At 67.6% G+C, this 21,075-nt stretch carries 18 protein-coding genes; 16 read left to right on the top strand and 2 right to left on the bottom strand.

The window, feature by feature from the left end:
- Positions 1-40: 40 nt before the first annotated feature.
- The 12 genes from ACQY8B_RS04115 to ACQY8B_RS04170 all read left to right on the top strand — a co-directional run bounded on the left by ACQY8B_RS04115 (position 41) and on the right by ACQY8B_RS04170 (position 11,965).
- Positions 41-736, top strand: a complete 696-nt coding sequence (locus ACQY8B_RS04115; RefSeq protein ID WP_422085528.1) for a heavy metal response regulator transcription factor — start codon at positions 41-43, stop codon at positions 734-736.
- Positions 733-2,109: a heavy metal sensor histidine kinase gene (locus ACQY8B_RS04120; protein WP_422085529.1), complete on the top strand. Its 1,377-nt coding sequence runs from the start codon at positions 733-735 to the stop codon at positions 2,107-2,109. Before ACQY8B_RS04115 ends, ACQY8B_RS04120 begins: the two co-directional genes overlap by 4 nt.
- Before the next feature lie 129 nt (positions 2,110-2,238).
- Positions 2,239-3,177, top strand: a complete 939-nt coding sequence (locus ACQY8B_RS04125) for a DedA family protein/thiosulfate sulfurtransferase GlpE (protein ID WP_422085530.1) — start codon at positions 2,239-2,241, stop codon at positions 3,175-3,177.
- Positions 3,178-3,331: 154 nt separating this feature from the next.
- A complete protein-coding gene (locus ACQY8B_RS04130; RefSeq protein ID WP_422085531.1) occupies positions 3,332-4,501 on the top strand; it encodes an MFS transporter in 1,170 nt (389 codons plus the stop codon).
- 40 nt (positions 4,502-4,541) lie between these two features.
- Positions 4,542-5,915, top strand: a complete 1,374-nt coding sequence (locus tag ACQY8B_RS04135; RefSeq protein WP_422085532.1) for a cache domain-containing protein — start codon at positions 4,542-4,544, stop codon at positions 5,913-5,915.
- Positions 5,912-6,547 (top strand): response regulator, encoded by a 636-nt coding sequence (locus tag ACQY8B_RS04140; RefSeq protein ID WP_422085533.1) that lies wholly within the window; start codon positions 5,912-5,914, stop codon positions 6,545-6,547. The genes ACQY8B_RS04135 and ACQY8B_RS04140 overlap by 4 nt, the downstream gene beginning before the upstream one ends.
- 797 nt (positions 6,548-7,344) lie before the next feature.
- The gene (locus ACQY8B_RS04145; protein WP_422085534.1) at positions 7,345-7,854 is read left to right on the top strand and encodes a DUF1993 domain-containing protein; all 510 of its coding nucleotides are present in this window, start codon (positions 7,345-7,347) and stop codon (positions 7,852-7,854) included.
- Between the two features lie 776 nt (positions 7,855-8,630).
- A complete protein-coding gene (locus tag ACQY8B_RS04150) occupies positions 8,631-9,374 on the top strand; it encodes a HEAT repeat domain-containing protein (protein WP_422085535.1) in 744 nt (247 codons plus the stop codon).
- Between the two features lie 133 nt (positions 9,375-9,507).
- Complete coding sequence (locus ACQY8B_RS04155; protein ID WP_422089150.1) at positions 9,508-10,110, top strand: hypothetical protein; 603 nt, start codon at positions 9,508-9,510, stop codon at positions 10,108-10,110.
- Between the two features lie 61 nt (positions 10,111-10,171).
- On the top strand, positions 10,172-10,990 hold the full coding sequence (locus ACQY8B_RS04160; RefSeq protein WP_422085536.1) for a class I SAM-dependent methyltransferase: 819 nt from the start codon (positions 10,172-10,174) through the stop codon (positions 10,988-10,990).
- An 83-nt stretch (positions 10,991-11,073) separates the two neighbouring features.
- Positions 11,074-11,706 carry a DUF938 domain-containing protein gene (locus tag ACQY8B_RS04165; RefSeq protein ID WP_422085537.1) on the top strand — a complete coding sequence of 211 codons (633 nt, stop codon included), beginning with the start codon at positions 11,074-11,076 and terminating at the stop codon, positions 11,704-11,706.
- Between the two features lie 16 nt (positions 11,707-11,722).
- Positions 11,723-11,965, top strand: a complete 243-nt coding sequence (locus ACQY8B_RS04170; RefSeq protein WP_422085538.1) for a hypothetical protein — start codon at positions 11,723-11,725, stop codon at positions 11,963-11,965.
- Position 11,966: 1 nt separating this feature from the next.
- Here the strand turns inward: ACQY8B_RS04170 and ACQY8B_RS04175 are convergent, their stop codons facing one another.
- Positions 11,967-14,096, bottom strand: coding sequence for a putative bifunctional diguanylate cyclase/phosphodiesterase (locus tag ACQY8B_RS04175; protein WP_422085539.1), 2,130 nt, complete (start codon positions 14,094-14,096; stop codon positions 11,967-11,969).
- 212 nt (positions 14,097-14,308) lie between these two features.
- Here ACQY8B_RS04175 and ACQY8B_RS04180 point away from each other — a divergent pair, with 212 nt between their 5' ends.
- The 4 genes from ACQY8B_RS04180 (at position 14,309) to ACQY8B_RS04195 (ending at position 17,892) form a co-directional block, all read left to right on the top strand.
- Positions 14,309-15,355 (top strand): SAM-dependent methyltransferase, encoded by a 1,047-nt coding sequence (locus ACQY8B_RS04180; RefSeq protein WP_422085540.1) that lies wholly within the window; start codon positions 14,309-14,311, stop codon positions 15,353-15,355.
- Complete coding sequence (locus tag ACQY8B_RS04185) at positions 15,352-16,152, top strand: DUF1295 domain-containing protein (RefSeq protein ID WP_422085541.1); 801 nt, start codon at positions 15,352-15,354, stop codon at positions 16,150-16,152. Before ACQY8B_RS04180 ends, ACQY8B_RS04185 begins: the two co-directional genes overlap by 4 nt.
- Positions 16,149-16,814, top strand: a complete 666-nt coding sequence (locus tag ACQY8B_RS04190; RefSeq protein WP_422085542.1) for a DUF6134 family protein — start codon at positions 16,149-16,151, stop codon at positions 16,812-16,814. Before ACQY8B_RS04185 ends, ACQY8B_RS04190 begins: the two co-directional genes overlap by 4 nt.
- Positions 16,815-16,887: 73 nt before the next feature.
- On the top strand, positions 16,888-17,892 hold the full coding sequence (locus tag ACQY8B_RS04195; protein ID WP_422085543.1) for an alpha/beta fold hydrolase: 1,005 nt from the start codon (positions 16,888-16,890) through the stop codon (positions 17,890-17,892).
- 21 nt (positions 17,893-17,913) lie between these two features.
- Here ACQY8B_RS04195 and ACQY8B_RS04200 read toward each other — a convergent pair whose 3' ends face one another.
- The gene (locus tag ACQY8B_RS04200) at positions 17,914-20,994 is read right to left on the bottom strand and encodes an autotransporter outer membrane beta-barrel domain-containing protein (RefSeq protein WP_422085544.1); all 3,081 of its coding nucleotides are present in this window, start codon (positions 20,992-20,994) and stop codon (positions 17,914-17,916) included.
- Positions 20,995-21,075: the final 81 nt, after the last annotated feature.

Consider the following 21,075-nt stretch of genomic DNA (forward strand, 5'->3'; position numbering starts at 1 on the left):
GCCGGCCGACACCATGGACGGAGACACAGAAAAAGACGCCATGAAGATCCTGATTGTCGAAGACGAACTGAGAACCGCGGACTACCTCTCCAAGGGTCTGACGGAGCAGGGCTGTGCCGTCGACATGGCGCACAACGGCATCGACGGCCAGCACCTGGCGCTCACGCACGACTACGACGTGATCGTGCTCGACGTGATGCTGCCGGGGCAGGACGGCTTCTCGGTGCTGCGCGAGCTGCGCGCCGTGAAGCAGACGCCGGTCATCATGCTCACCGCGCGCGACCGGGTCGAAGACCGCATCAAGGGCCTGCACGAAGGCGCGGACGACTACCTCGTCAAGCCCTTCTCGTTCCTGGAGCTGCTGGCGCGGCTGCAGGCGCTGAACCGGCGCGGCCGCAAGCAGGAGCCGATGCAGCTGCGCATTGCCGACCTGCAGATCGACCTGCTGGCGCGCAAGGCCCTGCGAGGCAACACGCGCATCGACCTCACCGCCAAGGAATTCGCGCTGCTGGCCGTGCTGGCCCGGCGCCAGGGCGAGATCCTGTCGAAGACCGCCATTGCCGAGCTGGTGTGGGACATGAACTTCGACAGCAACACCAACGTGGTCGAGGTGGCCATCAAGCGGCTGCGCGACAAGATCGACGTGCCGTTCAGCCCCAAGCTGCTGCACACCATCCGCGGCATGGGCTACGTGATGGAAGTGCGCGACGCGCAGGCAGAGGGCCAAGCCCCGTGAAACGCTCCATCACCGCCCGGCTGGTGCTCATGTTCGCGGCCGTGGCGCTCGCGACCTTCGCGCTGGCCGGATTCGCGCTGCAGAACGTGCTGGCGCGCGAACTGGAGCGGCACCAGTACGAAGAGCTGGACACCTCGCTCAAGAACCTGCAGTTCTGGATCAAGGCCATCGGCAGCCCCGAGCGCTGGCCGCGCGTGCAGGCGCGCATGGACGCGCTCACGCCCGCCGACGGCAGCGTGCGCTTCTGGGTACTCAGCGACGACCCGCGCTTCCAGTACGGCAAGGGCCTGGCCGAAATAGACGGCCTCACGCGCGAAGCCAACGGCCACGGCAGCATCATCGAGCTGCCCGGGCATGAGCGGCCGTTTCGCACGCTGTCGGTGCACATCGATCCCCTCGACCAGCGGCCGGCGGTGCGGCTGATCGTCGGGCACAACACCGAGCCATATGCGCGCACGCGCCAGGCCTTCCTGACCGCGCTGGTCGGGCTCGGGCTGGCGGCGGTACTGGTGGTGGCCGTGGCCGGCTACTGGATTGCGCGCGTGGGGTTGCGGCCGCTGGAGCGGCTGTCGCGCGAGGCGCAGGCGCTGCGGCCAAAGACGCTGTCGCAGCGGCTGCGCTCCGAGCCCCTGCCGGTGGAGCTGTCGGCGCTGGCCGAAGCCTTCAACGGCGCGCTCGCCCGGCTCGAAGAAGCCTACGGCCAGCTCGAGGCCTTCAATGCCGACGTGGCGCACGAACTGCGCACGCCGCTGGCCAACCTCATCGGCAGCACGCAGGTGGCCCTGTCGCGCCAGCGCAGCGCCGGCGAGTTCCAGGAAGTGCTGCAGGCCAACCTCGAAGACCTGGAGCGGGTGCGCTCCATCGTCAACGACATGCTGTTCCTGGCGCGCGCCGACCGCGGCGAGGTGGCCACCGGCCTGGTGCTCACGCCGGTGGCGCAGGAAGTGCGCAAGACCATCGAGTTCTTCGAGTTCGTGCTCGACGAGGCCCGCACCCAGGTGTCCATCGAGGGCGACGTGCACACCGAGGCCCGGCTGGAAAGCGCGCTGTTCCGCCGCGCGATGTCGAACCTGCTGCAGAACGCCATCGAGCATTCGGAGCCGGGCGCGCACATTGCCGTCACGCTGCGCGAGGAAGAGGCCGTGACCTGGATCACCGTGTCCAACCCCGGCGCGCCCATCGATGCGCAGCATGTGCCGCACCTTTTCGATCGCTTCTACCGTGCAGATGCCTCGCGCAACGACCGGGGCGAGCACCACGGGCACGGGCTGGGGTTGGCCATCGTGAAGGCGGTTGCGAGCATGCACGGCGGGCAGGTCAGTGCGTCGCGCCAGGGCGGCCTGAATACCTTCGGCTTCAGCGTTGCACGGTAGCTCGCCCCGAGGCATGCCGCGAATGTCCGGGGCGCGGTACGTTCTTGGGCCATGCCGGAGAATCGCGGTTCGCATGAACCGCACGCAACCCCCGCAATTTCTTCTGCCGGCATCCGGACAAGGGCAGCCATGGCGCAGCTGATGTCGCTGCTGGTGCAGAACGCGATCCTGGTGGTGTTTGCCGCCAGCTTCGCCGCGCGCCTGGGGTTGCCCGTCCCGGCTGCCGCCGTGCTGGTGCTCACCGGCGCGCTGCTGGCGGCGGGCGACGTGTCCGTGCCCGGTGTGGTGCTGGCCGCGGTTGTTGCCAATCTGCTGGGCGACGCGGCTTGGTTCTATGCGGGCCGGCGCTTCGGCTACCGATTCATGCGCCTCTTGTGCCGCATCTCGCTGTCGCCCGACACCTGCGTGCGGCGCGGCGAATCGCTCATCACCGACTGGGGCGGCCTGTCGCTGGTGGCGGCCAAGTTCGTGCCGGGCGTGTCGGTGGTGGCGCCGCCGATGGCGGGGGCGCTGGGCATGTCGGTGCGGCGCTTCGTCGGCTTCGACATTGGCGCGGCGCTGGTCTGGACCGGCCTGTTCCTCGGGCTGGGCTGGGTCTTCCGCAACCAGATCCAGGAGGTGCTGGCCATCATGGCGCAGGCCGGCGGCATCGCCACGGTGGCGCTGGGCGTGCTGCTGCTGGTCATTCTTGCGGTGCGCTACTGGCGCCGCCGCGCCTTCATGCGGCTCACCGGCATGCCGCGCATTTCTGTCGACGAACTGCACGAACTGCTCAGCAGCGAAGAACCGCCGCTGGTGATCGACGTGCGGGGCAAGGCCGGCATGCAGGTCGATCCGCGCCGCATTCCGGGGGCCATGCCATACACCCTCAAGGCGCTGCAGCAGCGCAACCTCGACCTGTCGCATGCCCTGGGCCGCGACGTGGTGCTGTACTGCAACTGCCCCAACGAGGTCTCGGCCGCACAGGCCGCGCGTGTGCTGCTGGCCCGTGGCGCGCGCCGGGCGCTGCCGCTGACCGGCGGGCTCGACGCATGGGTGGCCTCGGGCCGGCCGACCAGCGTGGATTGAATCCAGGGTTGCCTCGGCGGCCATCTGCAGAAATCGGCCTCCCGTGCTATGGTCCCCGGCCCTCGGGATAACCCTAGAGGTTGCCCTGCAGAAACCGGGATTCCTCGTGTCTTCAACCTCCAAAGCTCCTCATTCACCGGCCGGCCTCACGCCCTTGCTGACGCTGGTCTTCGCCGTGGCCTGCGGCCTGTGCGTGGCCAACATCTACTACGCGCAGCCGCTGATCGGCCCCATCTCCGACACGCTGCAGCTGCACGCCGGCCTGGCCGGGCTCATCATGACGCTGACCCAGCTCGGCTACGGCGCCGGCCTGCTGCTGCTGGTGCCGCTGGCCGACGTGGTCGAGAACCGGCGGCTGATCGTCGGCGCGCTCTTCGGCGCGGTGATCGGGCTGGTGGGCATCGCGCTCTCGGACTCGGCCGTCACCTTCCTGGCCGCTTCCTTCGTGGTGGGCGCTTGCGCGGTCGCGGCGCAGGTGCTGCTGCCCTTTGCCTCGCACCTGGCGCCCGAGGCCACGCGCGGCAAGGTGGTCGGCAACATCATGGCCGGCCTGCTCGGCGGCATCATGCTGGCGCGGCCATTTGCCAGCCTGGTGGCTTCTGCATTGGGCTGGCGCGCGGTGTTCTGGCTGTCGGCGGTGCTGATGGCCGCGCTCATCGCGGTGCTGTGGCGCGTGCTGCCGCAGCGCCGGCCGCATGCATCGGTGGGCTATGCGCGCACCATGGCCTCGCTGCCGGGCATCGTCTGGAACACGCCGGTGCTGCGCCGGCGCGGGCTGTACCAGGGAATGATGTTCTCCGGCTTCCAGGCCTTCTGGACGGCAGTGCCGCTGGCGCTGGCGCATGAATTCGGCATGGGGCAGGGCGGCATCGCGGCATTCGCGCTGGCCGGCGCCGCCGGCGCGCTGATGGCGCCCATCGCCGGCCGGCTGGCCGACCGAGGGCTGACCCGCCCGGCCACGGGCATCGCCATCGCGGTGGCGCTGTTCTCCTTCTTGCTGGGGGCGGTGGCCATGCACTACCGCTCGCTGGCCGGGCTGGTCGCGGCGGGCATCCTGCTCGACGGCGCGGTGCAGCTGTGCCAGGTGCTGAACTTCCGCAGCCTCTTCATGCTGGCGCCGGAGCTGCGCGGCCGGCTCAACGGGCTGTTCATGACCTTCATCTTCATCTGCGCGGCGGTGGCCTCCGGCATTGCGGCGGCCGTGTATGCCTTCCATGGCTGGAGCGGGCTGTGCCTGCTGGGTGGCGGCTATGTGCTGGTGGCGCTGCTGTATTACGCGACGGAGTTCAGGCGCGGTGCGCTGCCCGTGCCCACCGGCACCTGAGGACGAAGCCGGCGGGGGCCGGTGGTAGGCTTGCCGCCCGATGAATCTCCGCATCAAGATCGTTGCGCTGGCCGTTGCACCGCTGCTCATCGCACTGGTGCTGGTGGCCCTTGCCGTGCGCCACCAGGAGCACGACCTTGCCCAGCGCGAGCGCGCCCTCATCGAGAACAGCTACATGGCCCAGCGCCGCAGCGAGCTGCGCAGCTACGTGGACCTGGCCGTGAGCAACCTGCTGCCGCTGTACGAATCCGGCCAGGACGACGAGGCCACCCGCAACGAGGCACTGCGCCGGCTGGCCGCGCTCAACTATGGCGACGACGGCTACTTCTTCGTCTACGACATGGACGGCAATTCCCTCATGCATTCGCGCCAGCCCGAGCTGGTGGGCCAGAACCTCTGGGGCATGCAAGATTCGCAAGGCCGCTTCACCATCCAGGAACTGATCAAGGGCGCCAAGGAAAAAGGCGGCGCCTACGTCGAATACGAATGGCGCAAGCCGTCGAGCGCGCAGCTGGCGCCCAAGCTCGGCTACGTCACCGCCATGCCGCGCTGGAACTGGATGGTCGGCACAGGCCTGTACCTGGACGACATCCAGTCGACCATGGACACGCTCGACCGGCAGATGAACGCCAACGTCACTGCCACGCTGCTGTGGATAGCGGGCATCGCCGCGCTGTGCATGGGCGTGGTCAGCGCCGCCGGCCTGCTGCTGAACCTCAGCGAGCAGCGCACGGCAGAAGCCAAGCTGCGCCTGCTCGCGAGGCGCGTGGTGCAGTCGCAGGAAGAAGAGCGCGGCCACCTTGCGCGCGAACTGCACGACGGAACCAGCCAGACGCTGGTGTCGGCCAAGCTGCTGATCGAATCGGCAGTGGAGTCGCTCGGCCACAAGCAGCAGGCCACGCCGCCCGCTCTCGTCAAGGCGCTGCAGCGGCTCAACGATTCGCTGATCGAGGTGCGCCGCATCTCGCACCGGCTGCGCCCCGCATTGCTCGACACGCTGGGCCTGCCCGCTGCCCTGGAGCGGCTGGTCGACGAGTTCAGGGACGAGGGCGCCGTCGATGCGTCGATGATGATCGAGGGCGAAGCCTTCGAACTGCAGCCCGAGGTGAAGACCGCGCTCTTCCGCCTCACGCAAGAAGCGCTGACCAACGTGCGCAAGCATGCCAACGCACAGCATGTGCACATTGCACTGGCCTTCGACGAGAAAGGCGGCGTGCGGCTCGAGGTGAGCGACGACGGCACCGGCTTCGACATCGATGCCGTTCAGCTCGACCCGCGCCGCGGCATCGGCCTGCGCAACATGCGCGAGCGAATGGAAGCCATAGGCGGCCAACTGACCATGTGCTCGAACGAAGGCCGCACCTCCATCGAGGCCGAAGTGCCGGCCCGCAACGCAAGGCCCGCATCCGCATGACCGCCGACAGCATTCGCCTCTTCCTGGTGGACGACCACCCGCTGGTGCGCGACGGCCTGCGCGCGCGGCTGGGCAGCATGCCCAACCTGGAGATCGTCGGCGAGGCCGGCAGCGCGGCCGAGGCGCTTGCGCAAGTCGACAGCGTGCGGCCCGACCTCATGCTGATGGACGTCGGCATGAAGGACATGAACGGCATCGAGCTTGCGGCCCTGCTGCTGCAGCGCCAGGGCGCGCCGCACATCGTGATGCTCAGCATGTACGACAACCCCGAATACGTGCAGAAGGCCCTGCAGGCCGGTGCACGCGGCTACGTGCTGAAAGACGCGCCTGCGGCGGAGATCGTCGCGGCCATCGAGGCCGTGTCGGCGGGCGGCACCTTCCTGAGCCCGGCCGTGTCGAAGAAGCTCTTCCGCACGCAGGAGCCGCGCCCCCTGCTCACGCCGCGCGAGAGCGAGATCCTTTCGGCTCTGGGGCGAGGGGAGTCGAGCAAGCAGATTGCGCGCGACCTGGGGCTGAGCGTGCGCACGGTGGAGGCCCACCGGCAGAGCATCAAGCGGCGGCTGGGCATCGAGGGGCAGGCGGAGCTGATCAAGTACGCGGTGGAGCATGCGCGGAAGTTCGGACAGAACTGATTGACTGACTGGTCGATAGCGGTCACATCGCGAATACCTGCGCCATTCGAGAATTTCTGGGCAGAAGTTTTTCTCGCGCAGGGCTGGTTTTCTCTACAGTGAATGCCCTTGTGATTTCACACCCTGCTACCGATGCAACGCGCATCGATGCAAACGTGGAGCACAAAAGGCGACGGCCAAGGTGCGCGAACACCTTGACCGTCTAACCAAGTGACGTGCATTTACTTTGGAAAGCGAGCACACCAAATGGCTGGACGAATTATGGCCGGGCCTTCAAGGCCGGCATCCGCGGACGCGACCGCTCCCACTACACCGGGGGCGTCTGATCTTCTCGAGAACAAACTGGAGCAACTGAACTCGCTGCTGTGGTGCTTCTACGGTGCGGGGGACGAGTGGTTCCAGGACGCGGGGGAGGCGCATCGGGAGAATCTGCTTTGGATTGCTTCTGATTTGGCGCGGGAGGCTGTGGCGTTGTTTCAGGAGATGAGCCCGGCTGGATAGGGGGCCTGGGGCGCCGAGTCTTTAACGATGGCTTGGCGCTTACCTGGCCTTCTGGCCCCATTCGCGCGTTTTCCGCTTTGCAGCGATCGCGGTCTGTCGTGCGTCTGCAATTGACGTCCGCTTCTTGCGAATGAACTGCCCTTCAATGCGGCCGCTCCGACTACCGGCGGGAAAAAAAGTTGGCCACAAAAGCCGGGGCGATTCAGTTCGCCCTGTGCTGTTAGCCTTGCATGGTCGGCAGAGCCTCTGCCACGCCAACTCCGGCCATCGCGCCCAATTTTAGAAGTGAACTCACTATGACCAGCCCGCTCTACAACGCCTCCGTTCCCGTCATGCAGCAGATGCTGCGCGCCATGTCCGACGTGCTCAAGAAGGCCGAAGACCACGCGACGCAAAAAAATATCGATCCAAATGCGCTGCTGCAGGCGCGGCTGTTCCCTGACATGTTTCCGCTGGTACGTCAGGTACAGATCGCCGCAGACTTCTCCAAGGGCATCGCCTCCCGCCTGGCTGGTGCCGAGGTGCCGTCGTGGCCCGACACTGAGGTCAGCTTCGCCGACCTGCAAGCGTTGATCGCCAAAGCTTTGGCCCATATCGGCTCCTTCAAGCCTGAGCAATTTGATTCAAGCGAGAGCCGCGAGATCGTATTGCGCCCCGGCACACCCAAGGAAAAGAAGCTGGCCGCAGGCGCATATCTTCTGCACTATGGACTGCCGCAGTTTTTCTTCCACGTGACCACCACCTATGCCATCTTGCGCCACAACGGTGTTGAGATCGGTAAGCGCGACTACATGGGTGCCTACTGACCCAAGACAGACAGGAGGCCAGCCACTCTGGCCACTGCCGCCCGATAGCAACTAGAGCCTGCGTCGCCGCGCGATTTGAGCTAACTGTGGATGGAGGCTTTATCTACCCTAATTTGCTTGGTGCCTGGTCAGACCAGTTTGCCGATGTTTGTAAACTCAAACTCGACTAAAACGTACCGCAGCAAGAAGTCGGATTCGGTCAACACCTGAGCAGAAATTCACGAAGCTTCGGCGGCGCGCCGCGCGAAGCTCGAATGGCGGGCCGCCGGGCCGTGGCGGGTAGAGATTCCTCCACGAACGTCACGGATTTGCCTTCGCTGCGCCTCCAATTCTTCGAAGGTGCAATGCACTCAATTTATCCGGAACGTCTTCTGAAGCTTACCTTCGAGGCTCGGATGAATGGCGGCTTTGAAGCAGCGCGTATGGCTGCAGTGGCCGCCGACTGTAGCCAGTCGCAACGGCATCGTGAAGGCGCCCAAGCTGACTTCTGCGCTACTCGGAAGGGGGCCTTGCGGCGGGTTCCTAACACGCACCTCTGCTGATTCGTAGTGTGCGGCTGGTGGTCCCACCTTGACTACTTGATGGAACATGCAGGCGCGGACTAGGCGTCGCCTGTCAGCTACGATCTGCTTTTCTCAAGATGGGTCGACTTCGTGATAGGTCGTAGCCGCGCTCGATACCAACATCTGTGCTCTAAGCAAGATGCGCAAAAGGTGCGCTCGGCAACCGTCAACGGGGGCGCTCTTCACCGTTCGTTTCGAAAGAGAGCATCTGGGATGAGTGTGTCCGCCAAAGAGAGTAAGGCCATAGAAACGCTGCGCGGCCGATTCAAGGCGATCCGCACTGACACCGACGTCTCGGACATGTTCGACTTCGGGGCCGATCTGCTGGAGCTTCAATCGGCCGCCGCGCTGGCCTTCCATTACGAGTTGCTGCGCGACACCGGCATGGACAGCGAGCTGTACGACTGGCTTTGCCGCAAGTTCAGCGAACGCGGCGACGAAGCCGAGGACCATCTGCTGGCCAGCTTCGAATGGGAGCAAGACCCGGCGATGCAAGCAACGGTGTTGCAGATGCTCGGCACGTTCAAGTACCGCAAAGGCCGGCGCCTGAAGGAAACGGCGGCACTCGCGCGCGCCGCGCTCACGTCGCCGCACGAAGACCTGCGCTGCAAGGGGCTGTGGGTGATCGGCTGGCTCGGCGGGACGACGGACATCGCGAAGGTGGCGCCGCTACTCGCCAACGACTCCGCCGTTGCAAACCGCGGATGGGCCGCCAGTGCGCTGATGCAGATTGTGCTCAACCACCGCAGCGCGGCGCCCAAGGCGCTCGACTGCCTGCGCGCGGCCCTGGAGGTTGAAAGCGATCCGGTCGCGCTTCGCGGCATCCTGGTCGCGGTGCAGGAAATCGCGGGCAAGAAATTCGGTCTGAGTTCAAGCTCTTACGACCCACCATCCGAAGAGAAGCTGCAGGCGGCGCTGGCGAAGGCACGCCGCATGTTCGCGCGCTCCGCGGGATGATCGACGTCCAGTTCCGGCCGCATCTGCCGTTTCTGCCCCCCTCCGGCCGAACTGGTCATCGCCCTGCGGCGTAGCCAGGACGCGTCGAAAGATGCCAGAGGAATCAATTGGACGAGTTCGAAGCCAATCAAGAATGCGATGCCCGGCACCGGTGAGACGAATCACTTCAACGCTCTGTGCCTTCTGTGCGCGCGTGGCGTACTCGCGTTCGACTTCCTTGGGTAGCGACCGCGGTGGGCGTGGTGGTGAACTTTTCCTCCTACGGGCTCTGTTCGTCTTCAGCCTTTTCTTTCAAGCGGTCCAGCAGCTCTCTCCGCAACAGACCGGGTTGGCCTTCTTGCCTGTGACGGCCATCCTGATGGTCATGAACATCGTCGCCGGAAGGTTGGTAACTCGCGTAGGTCTGCGAGCCCTGATGGTCGCCGGACTGGCGCTCGCCTCGTTTGGCTATCTGCTGCTGCTTCGGGTCGACGCCGACCGCTCCTATCTGACACTGGTGCTACCGATGCTGCTTGCAGCAAGCGGCATCGCGTTGGTGGTTCCAACCATGACCAACGCGACTTTGTCAGCAGTCGACGCGGCGGCAACCACCCGCTTCTTTTTCGACGCGCCTTCACACTGGACCATTCAACGTCACGACGTTGACGGGGCTTGCAGACAGGGCCACCATGGGGCAACGTGGCCGATGCCCGATCAGGCCGCTCCTGTTGAAACCAACCGGCCGTCGCCGGATTAGGCAACCCCGACACGGCACTCAAGGGCAACGCTCCGAACAGGCGCTTTCAAGGAGACACCCCATGGCCGAAACCGACAAGCTCTTCGCAGGCTCGATCCCCAAGCTCTACGACGCTCTCATGGTCCCCTTGATCTTCGAGGCCTACGCCGCCGACACGGCCGAGTTGGTAGCCGGCTCCTCCCCAGGTGCGATCCTCGAAACAGCCGCCGGCAGCGGCGTGGTCACGCGTGCGCTTGCGCCCAGGCTAGCCCCCGGCACGCGCTACGTGGTGACCGACCTCAACCAGCCCATGCTCGACTACGCCGCCAGCCGGCAAGCTGCGGATGGCCGCATCAACATCGAATGGCGGCAGGCCGACGCGCTCAAGCTGCCGTTCGAAGATGCATCGTTCGATGTCGTCTGCTGCCAGTTCGGCGCGATGTTCTTCCCCGACCGCACCGCCGGTTATGCCGAGGCGCGCCGCGTGCTGAGGCCGGGCGGGCGCTTCGTCTTCAGCGTGTGGGACCGCATCGAGGAGAACGCCTTTGCCGACGAGGTCACCAAGGCCATGGCCGGGCTGTTCCCGCAAGACCCTCCGCGATTCCTGGCGCGCACGCCGCACGGCTATCACGACGTTGCGCTGATCCGCGAAGACCTGAGCCGCGCAGGCTTCGCCAGCATCCAGATCGACACGCGCGAGAAGCAGAGCCGCTCGCCCTCGGCGCGCGACGTGGCCACTGCCTACTGCCAGGGAACGCCGCTGCGCAACGAGATCGAGGCGCGCGATGCCGGTTCGCTGGAGCGCGCCACGGACCATGCGGCGCAGGCGATTGCAAGCCGTCATGGCGAAGGCCCGGTGGCCGGCAAGATCCAGGCGCATGTGATCGTGGCGGCAGGGTAGTTGAGGGAGGGCTGGCCGGGCGGGGCCGACTGCGGGTACAAACCGAGGTTCCTGTTCTCACCTGCCTGCTTGTTCTTCCTCCAATGTCCAGCCTTCCTCACAGCCCTTCCGCCGACCGCAACAAACAGCCGATCCTCGATGCGTTGACCGCCATCCTTGGCGAAGAGGGCGCCGCACTGGAGATCGCGTCCGGCACGGGCCAGCATGCGGTCTGGTTCGCGGCGGCGATGCGCAAGTGGAGCTGGCAGCCCACCGACGCCGACGCGCGCATGCTGCCCGCGATGGCAAGCCGCATCGCGGAGGCCGCGTTGCCCAATCTGCGTGCGCCGCTGCTGCTCGACGTGATGGCGCCTCGATGGCCATCGCAGGGTTCCGCGTTTGCGGGAGGGCAGGAAGAGAAGCAGTTCGAAGCGATCTTCTGCGCCAACATGCTGCACATCTCGCCCTGGGCCACATGCGCCGCGCTGATGCAAGGTGCCGCGCGGCATCTGCGTCCTGGCGGAGTGCTCGTCACCTACGGACCTTATTTCGAAGCAAACGTGCCGGCGGCGCCGGGCAACATCGCGCTCGACGAAGACCTGCGCGCACGGGATTCCGAATGGGGCATCCGTCGCCTGGACGACGTGGCCGCGCAGGCGCAGCAGGCTGGTCTTGCGTTGCGGCAGCGGCATGCGATGCCTGCCAACAATCTGCTGCTGGTTTTCGGGCTTCGGTGATGCTCCGAATCAGGCCATGAATCTATCTCTTCGAATTCTTTTCATCGCCGGCGGCGCAATGCTGCTCGGTTTCATATCGAATGTCGTCCTGGTCGGGATCGGCCACTGGTATGAAACGAGACTGGCTCGCAGCGAGTACGACCTCTCCGACGCCTTCATGATCGCGGTCTTCGTGCAGGCACTTTGCGTCGTTGCCGGGGGGGTTGTCGGCAATTGGCTGTACCGGCGGTCGCGCAACAAGACGAGCGCCGAAACCTGACCTAGGCCGCCTCCACATACCGACTGGAATACCAATCCAGCAAATCCCCCGCAGGCAGCGGACGCGAAAACAGAAAGCCCTGCAGCTCATCGCATCCCATCGCGATCAGTATGTCGCGCTGGGCCTCGTTCTCCACGCCCTCGGCCACCACGCTCAGGCCCAGCGCGTGGGCCAGGCGGATGACGGCGTCGATCACGGCCCTGGCGTCTTCCTTGGTCTGCAGGTCCTGCACGAAGCTGCGGTCGATCTTGACCTGGCGCGCGGGCAGTTTGCGCAGGTGGCTCAGGCTTGAATAGCCGGTGCCGAAGTCGTCGATCGACAGGAACACGCCGACCCGCGCCAGCCCTTCGAAAGTGCGCTGCGTGGCCTTGATGTCTTCCATGGCGACGGATTCCGTGATCTCGCACAGCAGCAGCGTCGCCGGCACGTTGTGCCGCAGCAGCGCCCGTTCTACGCGCGCCACGAAGTCGACCTCGCGCAGTTGCATGACGGACAGGTTCACGGCCACGCACATCCGCGTGCCCTGGGCCTGCCATTGCGCGATCTGCCGGCAGGCCTCGTCGAGGATCCAGTCGCCCAGGTGCACGATGAGGCCGAAGCGTTCGGCCAGCCCGATGAATTCGGTGGGGCCGATCAGGCCGTGCTGCGGATGGTTCCAGCGCACCAGAGCTTCCACGCCGCTGATGCCGTGGCCCACGCCGTTGATCTTGGGCTGGTAGTAAAGCTCGAACTGCTTGAGTTCCACCGCGCGGCGCAGGTCGCTCTGCAACTGCAGTTGCTTGGCGGCATCGGCGCCCATGTGCGACTCGAACATCACGTAGTTGCCGCCGCCCGCGCGCTTGGCCTCGTACATGGCCGCGTCGGCGTTGGCCACCAGCTTGTCGGGCTCGCCCTGTTCGGGGTGCAGCACGATGCCGATGGAGCAAGCGATTTGCAGTTGCTTGCCCTGCACGTTGAAGGGCTCGCCCAGCGCGCGCAGCACGCGGTTGGCGGCTTCCGCGCATTCGGCCCGGTCGCGCACGCCTTCGAGCAGCAGCAGGAACTCGTCACCGCCGATGCGGGCCACGGTGTCGCTTTCCCGGGTGGTGCGGGCCAGCCGCTCGGCGGCGACGCACAGGATGCGGTCGCCGGCCGAGTGGCCGAAGGAGTCGTTGATGGGCTTGAATCCGTCGAGGTCGACGAAGAGAACGGCAATGCACTCTTCGACCTGCAGCTGGTTGGCGCGGTTCATGCGCGCCAGGGCGTGGCGCAGCCGGTCTTCGAACAGCACGCGGTTGGGCAGGCCGGTCAGCGCGTCGGTGAAGGCGCGCTTCTGCAGCTCCTGGTTGGCTTGGGTGAGTTCGGCGTTGGCCTCTTCGAGCGAGCGCGACAGGCGCCTGGCGACCAGCTGCAGCCGCGATTCCAGTATGGAGGTGAAGAGCGTGCCCAGCAGCAGCAGCCCCGAAGCCAGGCCGACGATGGCGGTGAGCCCGGTGCCGCCCAGCTGGCCGGCGCTGAGGCAGACCGAATCGGCCGGGAAGCCGGCCGCCGCCATGCCGGTGTAGTGCATGCCGCAGATCGCTATGCCCATGACGACCGAGGCCAGCAGCTGGAAGGCCACGCGATGGGTGTTGTTGGCATTGCCCAGGTATTTGAAGATGACCAGCGCCGCGGCCGAGGCGCCCAGGCCGATCAGCAGCGACAGCAGCACGGTCGGCAAATGCCAGACGATGGGCGGCGCCATGTCGAGCGCGGCCATGCCGATGTAGTGCATGCCGCAGATGCCGACGGCCATTGCCAGCGATGCCACGGCGATGCGGCGCATTCCGTAGTCGGCCTCGCTGGCCACCCACAGCGCGACGCCCGATGCCATGACGCCAGCCAGCCAGGAGGCAAAGGTCAGCCCGCCGGAGAAACCGAGCGAAATGGGCAGAGAGAAACCCAGCATGCCCACGAAGTGCATCGACCAGATGCCCGTGCCCATGGCCAGCGAGCCCAGCGCCCACCACAGCAGGTGCGGCCGTCCGCTGGCATGCTGCACGCGGCGCGACAGGTCCAGCGCCACATAGGAAGCGAGAGTTGCAAGCAGCAAAGACGCTGCGACCGCCCACAGGTTGTGGTGCGAGGGAAGAAAGGCAGGGAGGTTGTTCACGGTGCGGAAGCCGTTCGATTGCGCCTGGCGAGCACCGCGCCGGCGCTCATGTCCTCAGGCAGAAGCCGGCCATCGCGGATGAGTCTGCCACAGTTTTTTCCGGCGGGCGCCTTACCATTCGATCCGGAAAAAGGGGTGCATCCAGAAGCCGCTTTGCTGCGTACGGGTGTCAATGGCACGCATTCCGGCGTGCCTCCAGCCTAGGAAAAGTCATGCCGCAGGACATCGCATTCGCCATCCGCTGGGTCGAAAAGGGCCTGGTGCCGGACCCGGTGGTTCGCCGGGGCATTCGCCGGCTGCTTAAAGACCGGCTCGCGGAGCTGCATTCGGGCAACGCGCTGGCGGTGGCCGAGCTGACGCAGGATTTCGTCGCCCGCATGGGCGCGGCCAACCTGGCGCCGCTGCCCGAAAAAGCCAACGAGCAGCACTACGAGGTTCCGGCCGCCTTCTTCGGTGAAGTGCTGGGAAACCACCGCAAATACAGCAGCTGCTACTGGCCCGAGGGCACCCGCACCCTGGAAGAGGCCGAATCCGCCGCGCTGGCCGCCACCTGCGAGCGCGCCGGCCTGGCCGACGGGCAGGACGTGCTCGAACTGGGCTGCGGCTGGGGCTCGCTCACGCTCTGGATGGCCGAGCACTACCCGGGCAGCCGGATCACGGCCCTGTCCAATTCCAATTCCCAGCGCGAATACATCGAGGCGCAGGCGCTGCGGCGCGGCCTGGGCAACGTGCGGGTGCTCACGCGCGACATCAACGTGTTCGACACCGACGAGCGCTTCGACCGCGTGGTGTCGGTCGAGATGTTCGAGCACCTGCGCAACTGGCCGCAGGCCTTTGCCAATGTGGCGCGCTGGCTCAGGCCCGGCGGCCGCTTCTTCATGCATGTGTTCGCCCACAAGGAGGCGCCGTACCCCTTCGAGGTGCGCGACCCCAGCGACTGGATGAGCAAGTACTTCTTCTCGGGCGGCATGATGCCCAGCGACGACCTTGCGCTGCACTGCCAGGACGACCTGCGCCTGCTGCGCCGCTGGCGCTGGGAAGGCAGCCACTACCAGCGCACGGCCGAGGCCTGGCTGCGCAACATGGACGAGCGCCGCGACACGCTGCGCCCGCTGTTCCAGGCCACCTACGGCGCCGAGGCCAACGTGTGGTGGACGCGCTGGCGGCTGTTCTTCATGTCGGTGGCGGAGCTGTTCGGCTTCGACCATGGGCAGCGCTGGTGGGTCAGCCACTACCTCTTCGAGCGACGCGGAGCATGAGCGGCATGGTGGGGGTGGCGTTGGCGGGCTTGGCCCTGACTGCATCTCTGGGCTTCCTGACCTGGATGGCCAGCCTGGTGCGGCATGACGTCAGCCTGATCGACCGCATCTGGTCGGTCTGCATCGTGGGCGCGGGCATTGTCTATTTCTTGCTGCTGCCGGTGCAGACGGTGCGCGGGCTGTGCATGGCGGTGCTGGGCGCGGCGTGGGCGGTGCGGCTTTGCTTGTACGTCACCTGGCGCAACTGGGGTCACGGCGAAGACCGGCGCTACCAGGCGATCCGTGCGCGCAGCCAGCCGAACTTCGGCTTCAAGAGCCTGTACCTGGTGTTCGCGCTGCAGGCGGTGCTTGCATGGATCGTCTCGGCGCCGTTCCTGCCGGGCATGGCGGCGGCGCGGCCGCTGGGCGCGCTCGACGCGCTGGGCATCGTGCTGGCGCTGTTCGGCATCTTCTTCGAGGCGATCGGCGATGCGCAGATGGCGCGCTTCAGGGCCGACCCGAAGAACAAAGGCCAGGTGATGGACCGCGGCCTGTGGCGCTACACGCGCCATCCCAACTACTTCGGCGAAGTCTGCGTCTGGTGGGGCCTGTGGCTGCTGGCCCTTGGCGGCGCGGGGTGGGGCGGGGCGTGGAGCGTGGTGTCGCCGCTGCTCATGACCTGGCTGTTGCTGAAGGTCTCGGGCGTGAGCATGCTCGAAAGCGACATCGGCGAGCGCCGCCCGGCGTATCGCGACTACATCGCGCGCACCAACGCCTTCCTGCCGGGGCCGGTGCGCGGCAACCACAAGGCGCCATGAGAAAAATGAGGAAGAAGCACTGGCTTTGCGCGCTGGCCGCACTGGCTGCGCTGTCGAACGGGGCGGCCACCGCCTCGGCCGCCGGCCCATCGGGCGGCGAATGGGATTTCCGCGTGCTGCTGGACGACTCGCCCATCGGCGAGCACCGCTTTGCGCTGGCCACCAACGGCAGCGAGCGCAAGCTGGTGAGCGAGGCGCGCTTCGCGGTCAAGCTGCTGGGCGTGACGGTGTACCGCTACCGTCATGAGGCCACCGAGCTGTGGCGCGGCGACTGCCTGCACCGGCTGACCTCGAAGACCGACGACGACGGCACGCCCGAGAAGGTCAACGCCGAGCCCGCGGGCGACAACGCGCTGGCCGTCGCCACGCCCAAGGGCACGCAGTCGGTCGACGGCTGCGTGATGAGCTTCGCCTACTGGAACCCCGCCATCCGCACGCAGGCCAGGCTGCTGAATTCGCAGAGCGGCAAGCTGGAGCAGGTGCGCATCAGCAAGGCCGGCAGCGGCACGGTGGAAGTGCGCGGCCAGCCGGTGGAGGCCACGCGCTGGCGCATTGCGACCGACGCGCAGCCGATCGACGTCTGGTATTCGCAGCAGGGCGAATGGCTGGGGCTCGACTCCACGGTCAGCGGCAACCGCAAGCTCAGCTACCGGCTGAAGTAGCAGGGGCTGTGGCGGTGCCCGGCTGGCGGTGGCACCATCTGCCGCAGTGAAGCCCTCGTTGAAACGTATGTCGATGCGCATCGTCCTGGCTGGCGCGGCTTGCCTCGTCTTCGCCGTGCTGGCGGGGGTGGTGTACGAGCAGCTCGGCCGCTACCGCGCTGTGCGCGACTTTCCCCCGCCCGGCAGGATGATCGACGTTGGCGGCGGCCGCCGCATACAGCTCGACTGCCGCGGCAGCGGCTCGCCCACGGTGGTGTTCGAGGCGGGGCTGAGCATCGACGGCTCGCTGAGTTGGGCGGCGGTGCAGCCGCAGGTGGCGGCGCACACGCGCACCTGCTCGTACAGCCGCGCGGGGCTGATGTGGAGCGACCCTTCGGATGCGCCCTACAGCGCCAGGCAAGTCGCGCAAGACCTGCACACGGCATTGGCCCGCGCGGGCGAGCGGGGGCCGTTCGTGCTGGTGGGCCAGTCGATGGGCGGGCTCTATTCCATGAACTTCACGCAGCATTTCGGCGACGATGTGGCGGGGCTGGTGCTGGTCGATCCCTCGCATCCGGACCAGGTTGCGCGCGTGGCGGCATTCATGGTGGAAACGCGATCGCTGCAGTCGCGCATCGGCGTGGCGCTGGCGTGGTCGGGGCTGCTGCGGGCGGCGGCTTCGGCGCTGCTTTCGCAGGCGCCGCACCAGACGGCGCACGATGCGCAGGCGGTTCGCGCCTTCGCGCCCAAGTCCATGCGCACGCAACTAGTGGAAGGCGATGCGATGGACGACACGCTCGCCGAGACGCGCGGCTTCAGGAACCTCGGCAATCGCCCGCTGGTGGTGCTGACGGCGATGGCGCCCTACACCGAGGCCGAGCTTCGCGGCATGAAGATCACGCCCGCCCAGGGCACGCAGGTGCAGGCCATCTGGGAGCGGATGCATGCGGAAATGGCGACCTGGTCTTCGCGAAGCGTGCACCGGCTGCTGCCGAATGCGGGCCACGACATCCAGTTCGACGACCCGCAGGCGGTGATCGACGCGGTGCTGTCGGTCGTCGCCACCGTGCGATCCGACCAGGGGGCCGCGCCGCACTGAAGCGCGGCGCCCCTGCCGGGCCTACCAGCGGATCTTCACGCCCACGCTGCCATTGATGCTGCTGCGCACACGGGTGTCGCCACCCGAGGACCACAGCTTGCCGATTTCCGCATAGAGGCTCGCGCTCTGCGTGAGCTGCAGCGTGGCGCCGGTCGCCAGCTCGGAGCTGGTGCCGCCGGTGCGCGTGGCGATGGGGGTGGTGCCGGCAGGGCCGACGAAATTCGCCACGTCGGTGCCGCTGCTGCTGCGGTACACGTTGACGCGCACATAGGGCTGCAGGCGACCGGCGGGCGTGTCGATCTCGCCCTTGACCCGCACGCCGGCACGCGCCAGCCAGCCGTCGTGGTTGTTCTGCTGCACCAGCGCGCCGACGATGCTGCTGTTGCCCAGGTCGAGCCGCTGGTGCACCAGCTGCAGTTGCGGCTCGATGACCCAGCCGCTTCCGATGGCGAAGGACTGGCCCACTTCCACGGACGCCAGCAGGCTGTTGCCCTTGCCCGTACCCGAGAAGCCCAGGGTGGGCGATTCGGTATAGCGGTGGCGTCCTGCCTGCAGCACGCCGTCCACGTACAGGCCGCTGTCGTTCTTCCAGGTGGCGTAGGCGCCCAGGTATTCGCTGTGCAGGCTGTTGGTGCCGGCCGCCGCGTTCTGCAGTCCGCCGACGAAGCCGTTCACTCGCATGTCGCCCTCGAGCTGGCCGACGTACACGCCCACGCGCCAGTTGGGGTCGGCCCACAGGTCGGTGCCGGCCTGGAAGCCCGTGAGGCGCCCGCTGCTGGTGGGGCTGACCGTGCCGCTCTGGCCGATGGTGCGGTCGGTGCTGATGACGCGGGCCCAGGCCTGGCGGTAGCCCATCTCGGGCGTGGCAGTGTTGGTGCCGCCCGAAAGGCTGACGCCGGTGTCGTCGCCCACGCGCTGGTGCAGGTTGGACAGCATCGCGAGGTTGGACTGGCGCAGTTGTTCGGGCAGCGCCGCATACAGCGGCACTTCGGAGCGGTAGGTGGGCACGAGCACGCCGCCGCCGGTGCTGCTGCCGCCGCCGGTCACGGGCGCGCCCGTGACCGGATCGACGGTCATGGTCGAGCGCAGGTACCAGTTCTCGCCCGCGCCGCTGGCGTCGGCCGCATACAGCCGGTACTGGTAGGCGCCGGCGTCGACATGGCCGCCCGCGAGGTTGAAGGCGCTCTTCGTGGTCTGCGCGGTGGTCGTCGCGCCATTCACGGCGCTGATCACCTCGATGCCGTTGCCTGATGTGAGCGCGCCCAGGCCGCCCAGGTTGGTGACCTGCACGTTGGTCGTGCCGCTGGCAATGGCGGTGCTGCCGCTGAGGATCAGCCGGTCGCTCGCGCTGCTGCTGCCGCCCAGCGCCGTGCCCAGCCGCAGCGTGCCGCCATTGCCCACCCACGGCCCGGTGACGGTGAGCGTGGTGCCGGGCGCGCTGCCCACCAGCGAGACCGTGCCGCTGTTGGCCAGCGAAGCCACCGTCTGGCTGTGGCCTGCCAGGTCGAGCGTGGCGCCCGATCCGACGGTGAAGGCGCTGGCGCTGCTGAAGGTGTTGGCCGCACCCGCGGCCAGCGTGCCGGCCGATACGTTGGTGCTGCCGGCATAGGTGTTGGCGCCGCTCAGCGTCAGCGTGCCCGCGCCGCTTTTCACGAGGCCGCTGGCGCCCGAGATGGGGCCGGTCCAGCTCAGGCTGTGGCCGTTGGTGTCGATGGTGCCGGTGCCGCCGAGCAGCAGGGCGCTGCCCACGCTCAGGCCGTCGGCACCGGCAATCACGCTGGCGGTGGCGCCGCTGTCGATGGCCACGGCGCCCGTCAGCGAGTTGCCCGTGTTCAAGGTCAGGCTGTTGGCGCCGCCGGTGAATTCGACGGCCGCCGCGCGCGTCACGCCGTCGCCGCCCAGCCCGCCGGCAATGCTGCCGCTGTTGGTGATGGCGAGGTTGGCGCCCATCACGCCCACGCCGCCAGCACCATTGGCACCGCTGGCGCCGCCGTTGCTGTTGGCGCCGCCAGCGCCACCGGCACCGCCGGTGATGCCGCCGCTGTTGGTGATGGCCGCGCCGCTGCCGGTGGACGACAGGCCGATGCCGCCGTCGCCGCCGCCGCCGGGTGTGCCGGTGCCGCCCGCTGCGCCGCCGGCCGCACCGCCGGCTCCGCCCGCGCCCCCGGTGATCTGGCCGGTGTTGCTCATGAGCACGGTGCTGCCCGCCAGCGTGACGCCGTGGCCGCCGGCCCCGCCGCCGCCGCCCGAGGCGTTGGAGCGCGGCGTCGCCAGTTCGGAGCCGCCTGCGCCGCCCACCCCGCCGGTGATGGTTCCGGTGTTGCCGAACGTGAGCCCCGGCGTGGTGGCGTTCAGGTAGAAGCCGCCACCGCCGCTGCCGCCGCCGCCGGCCTGCGAAAACGCGCTGCCACCGCTGCCGCCCGCGCCGCCCGTCGACGAGCCCGTGGCCGTGTAGCTGCCGAGCGGGCCGTTGAGGATCGACCCGTAGCCCCCCGCGCCGCCGCCGCCGGCCGCCCAGAAACCGTTGCCGCCCGCGCCGCCGGTGCCGCCGGTGAAGCTGTTGGACGTGGTGCTGATGTTGTTGCCGATCGTCGTGCCCTGGAAGCCGCCGCCGCCGCCGCCGCCATAGCCGTTTCCGTTGTTGGCGTCGCCTGTCTGGGCCTGGCCCGCGCCGCCGTCCGCACCCTGTATCACGCCGGGGCTGACGACCGTGCTGCCGCTGCCTGCCGCGCCGCCCGCGCCCGGGGTGGCGCCGCCGGGGAAGTTGGTGGTGCTGGCGGCCGACCCGGCCGTGACGCCGGAGGGCGTCGACGAGCCGCCGGTGCCCCCGGTCGCGTTGATCGAGGTGTCGTTCAGGCCGCCGTTGCCGCCGCTGCCGTTGCTGCCGCCGGAGCCGGCGCTCAGCGTCGGGTCGCCGACGGGCTGGCCGCCCGCGCCGCCCGCCGCCAGCACCGGTCCCGCCCCGAGGAGCAGTGCAGCCAGGGCCACGGCCCGCAGGTCGCCGCCCTTGGCGGACGACCGTGAATGGCCGCGAGAAGTTTCAGGCGCGGCCACCCAGGTGCCGAGCGTTGGATTCCAAAGGGTGCGGAAAATCTTGTTCATGGCGTCTTTTTCATTAGTGGCTTGTTTCGTGCAGGCGCCCGTATGCAGCAGCAAGCTCTTCCTCTTGCTCCTCCACAGGCC

It is taken from the genome of Variovorax sp., from assembly GCF_965279555.1.
Classification (GTDB): domain Bacteria; phylum Pseudomonadota; class Gammaproteobacteria; order Burkholderiales; family Burkholderiaceae_C; genus Variovorax.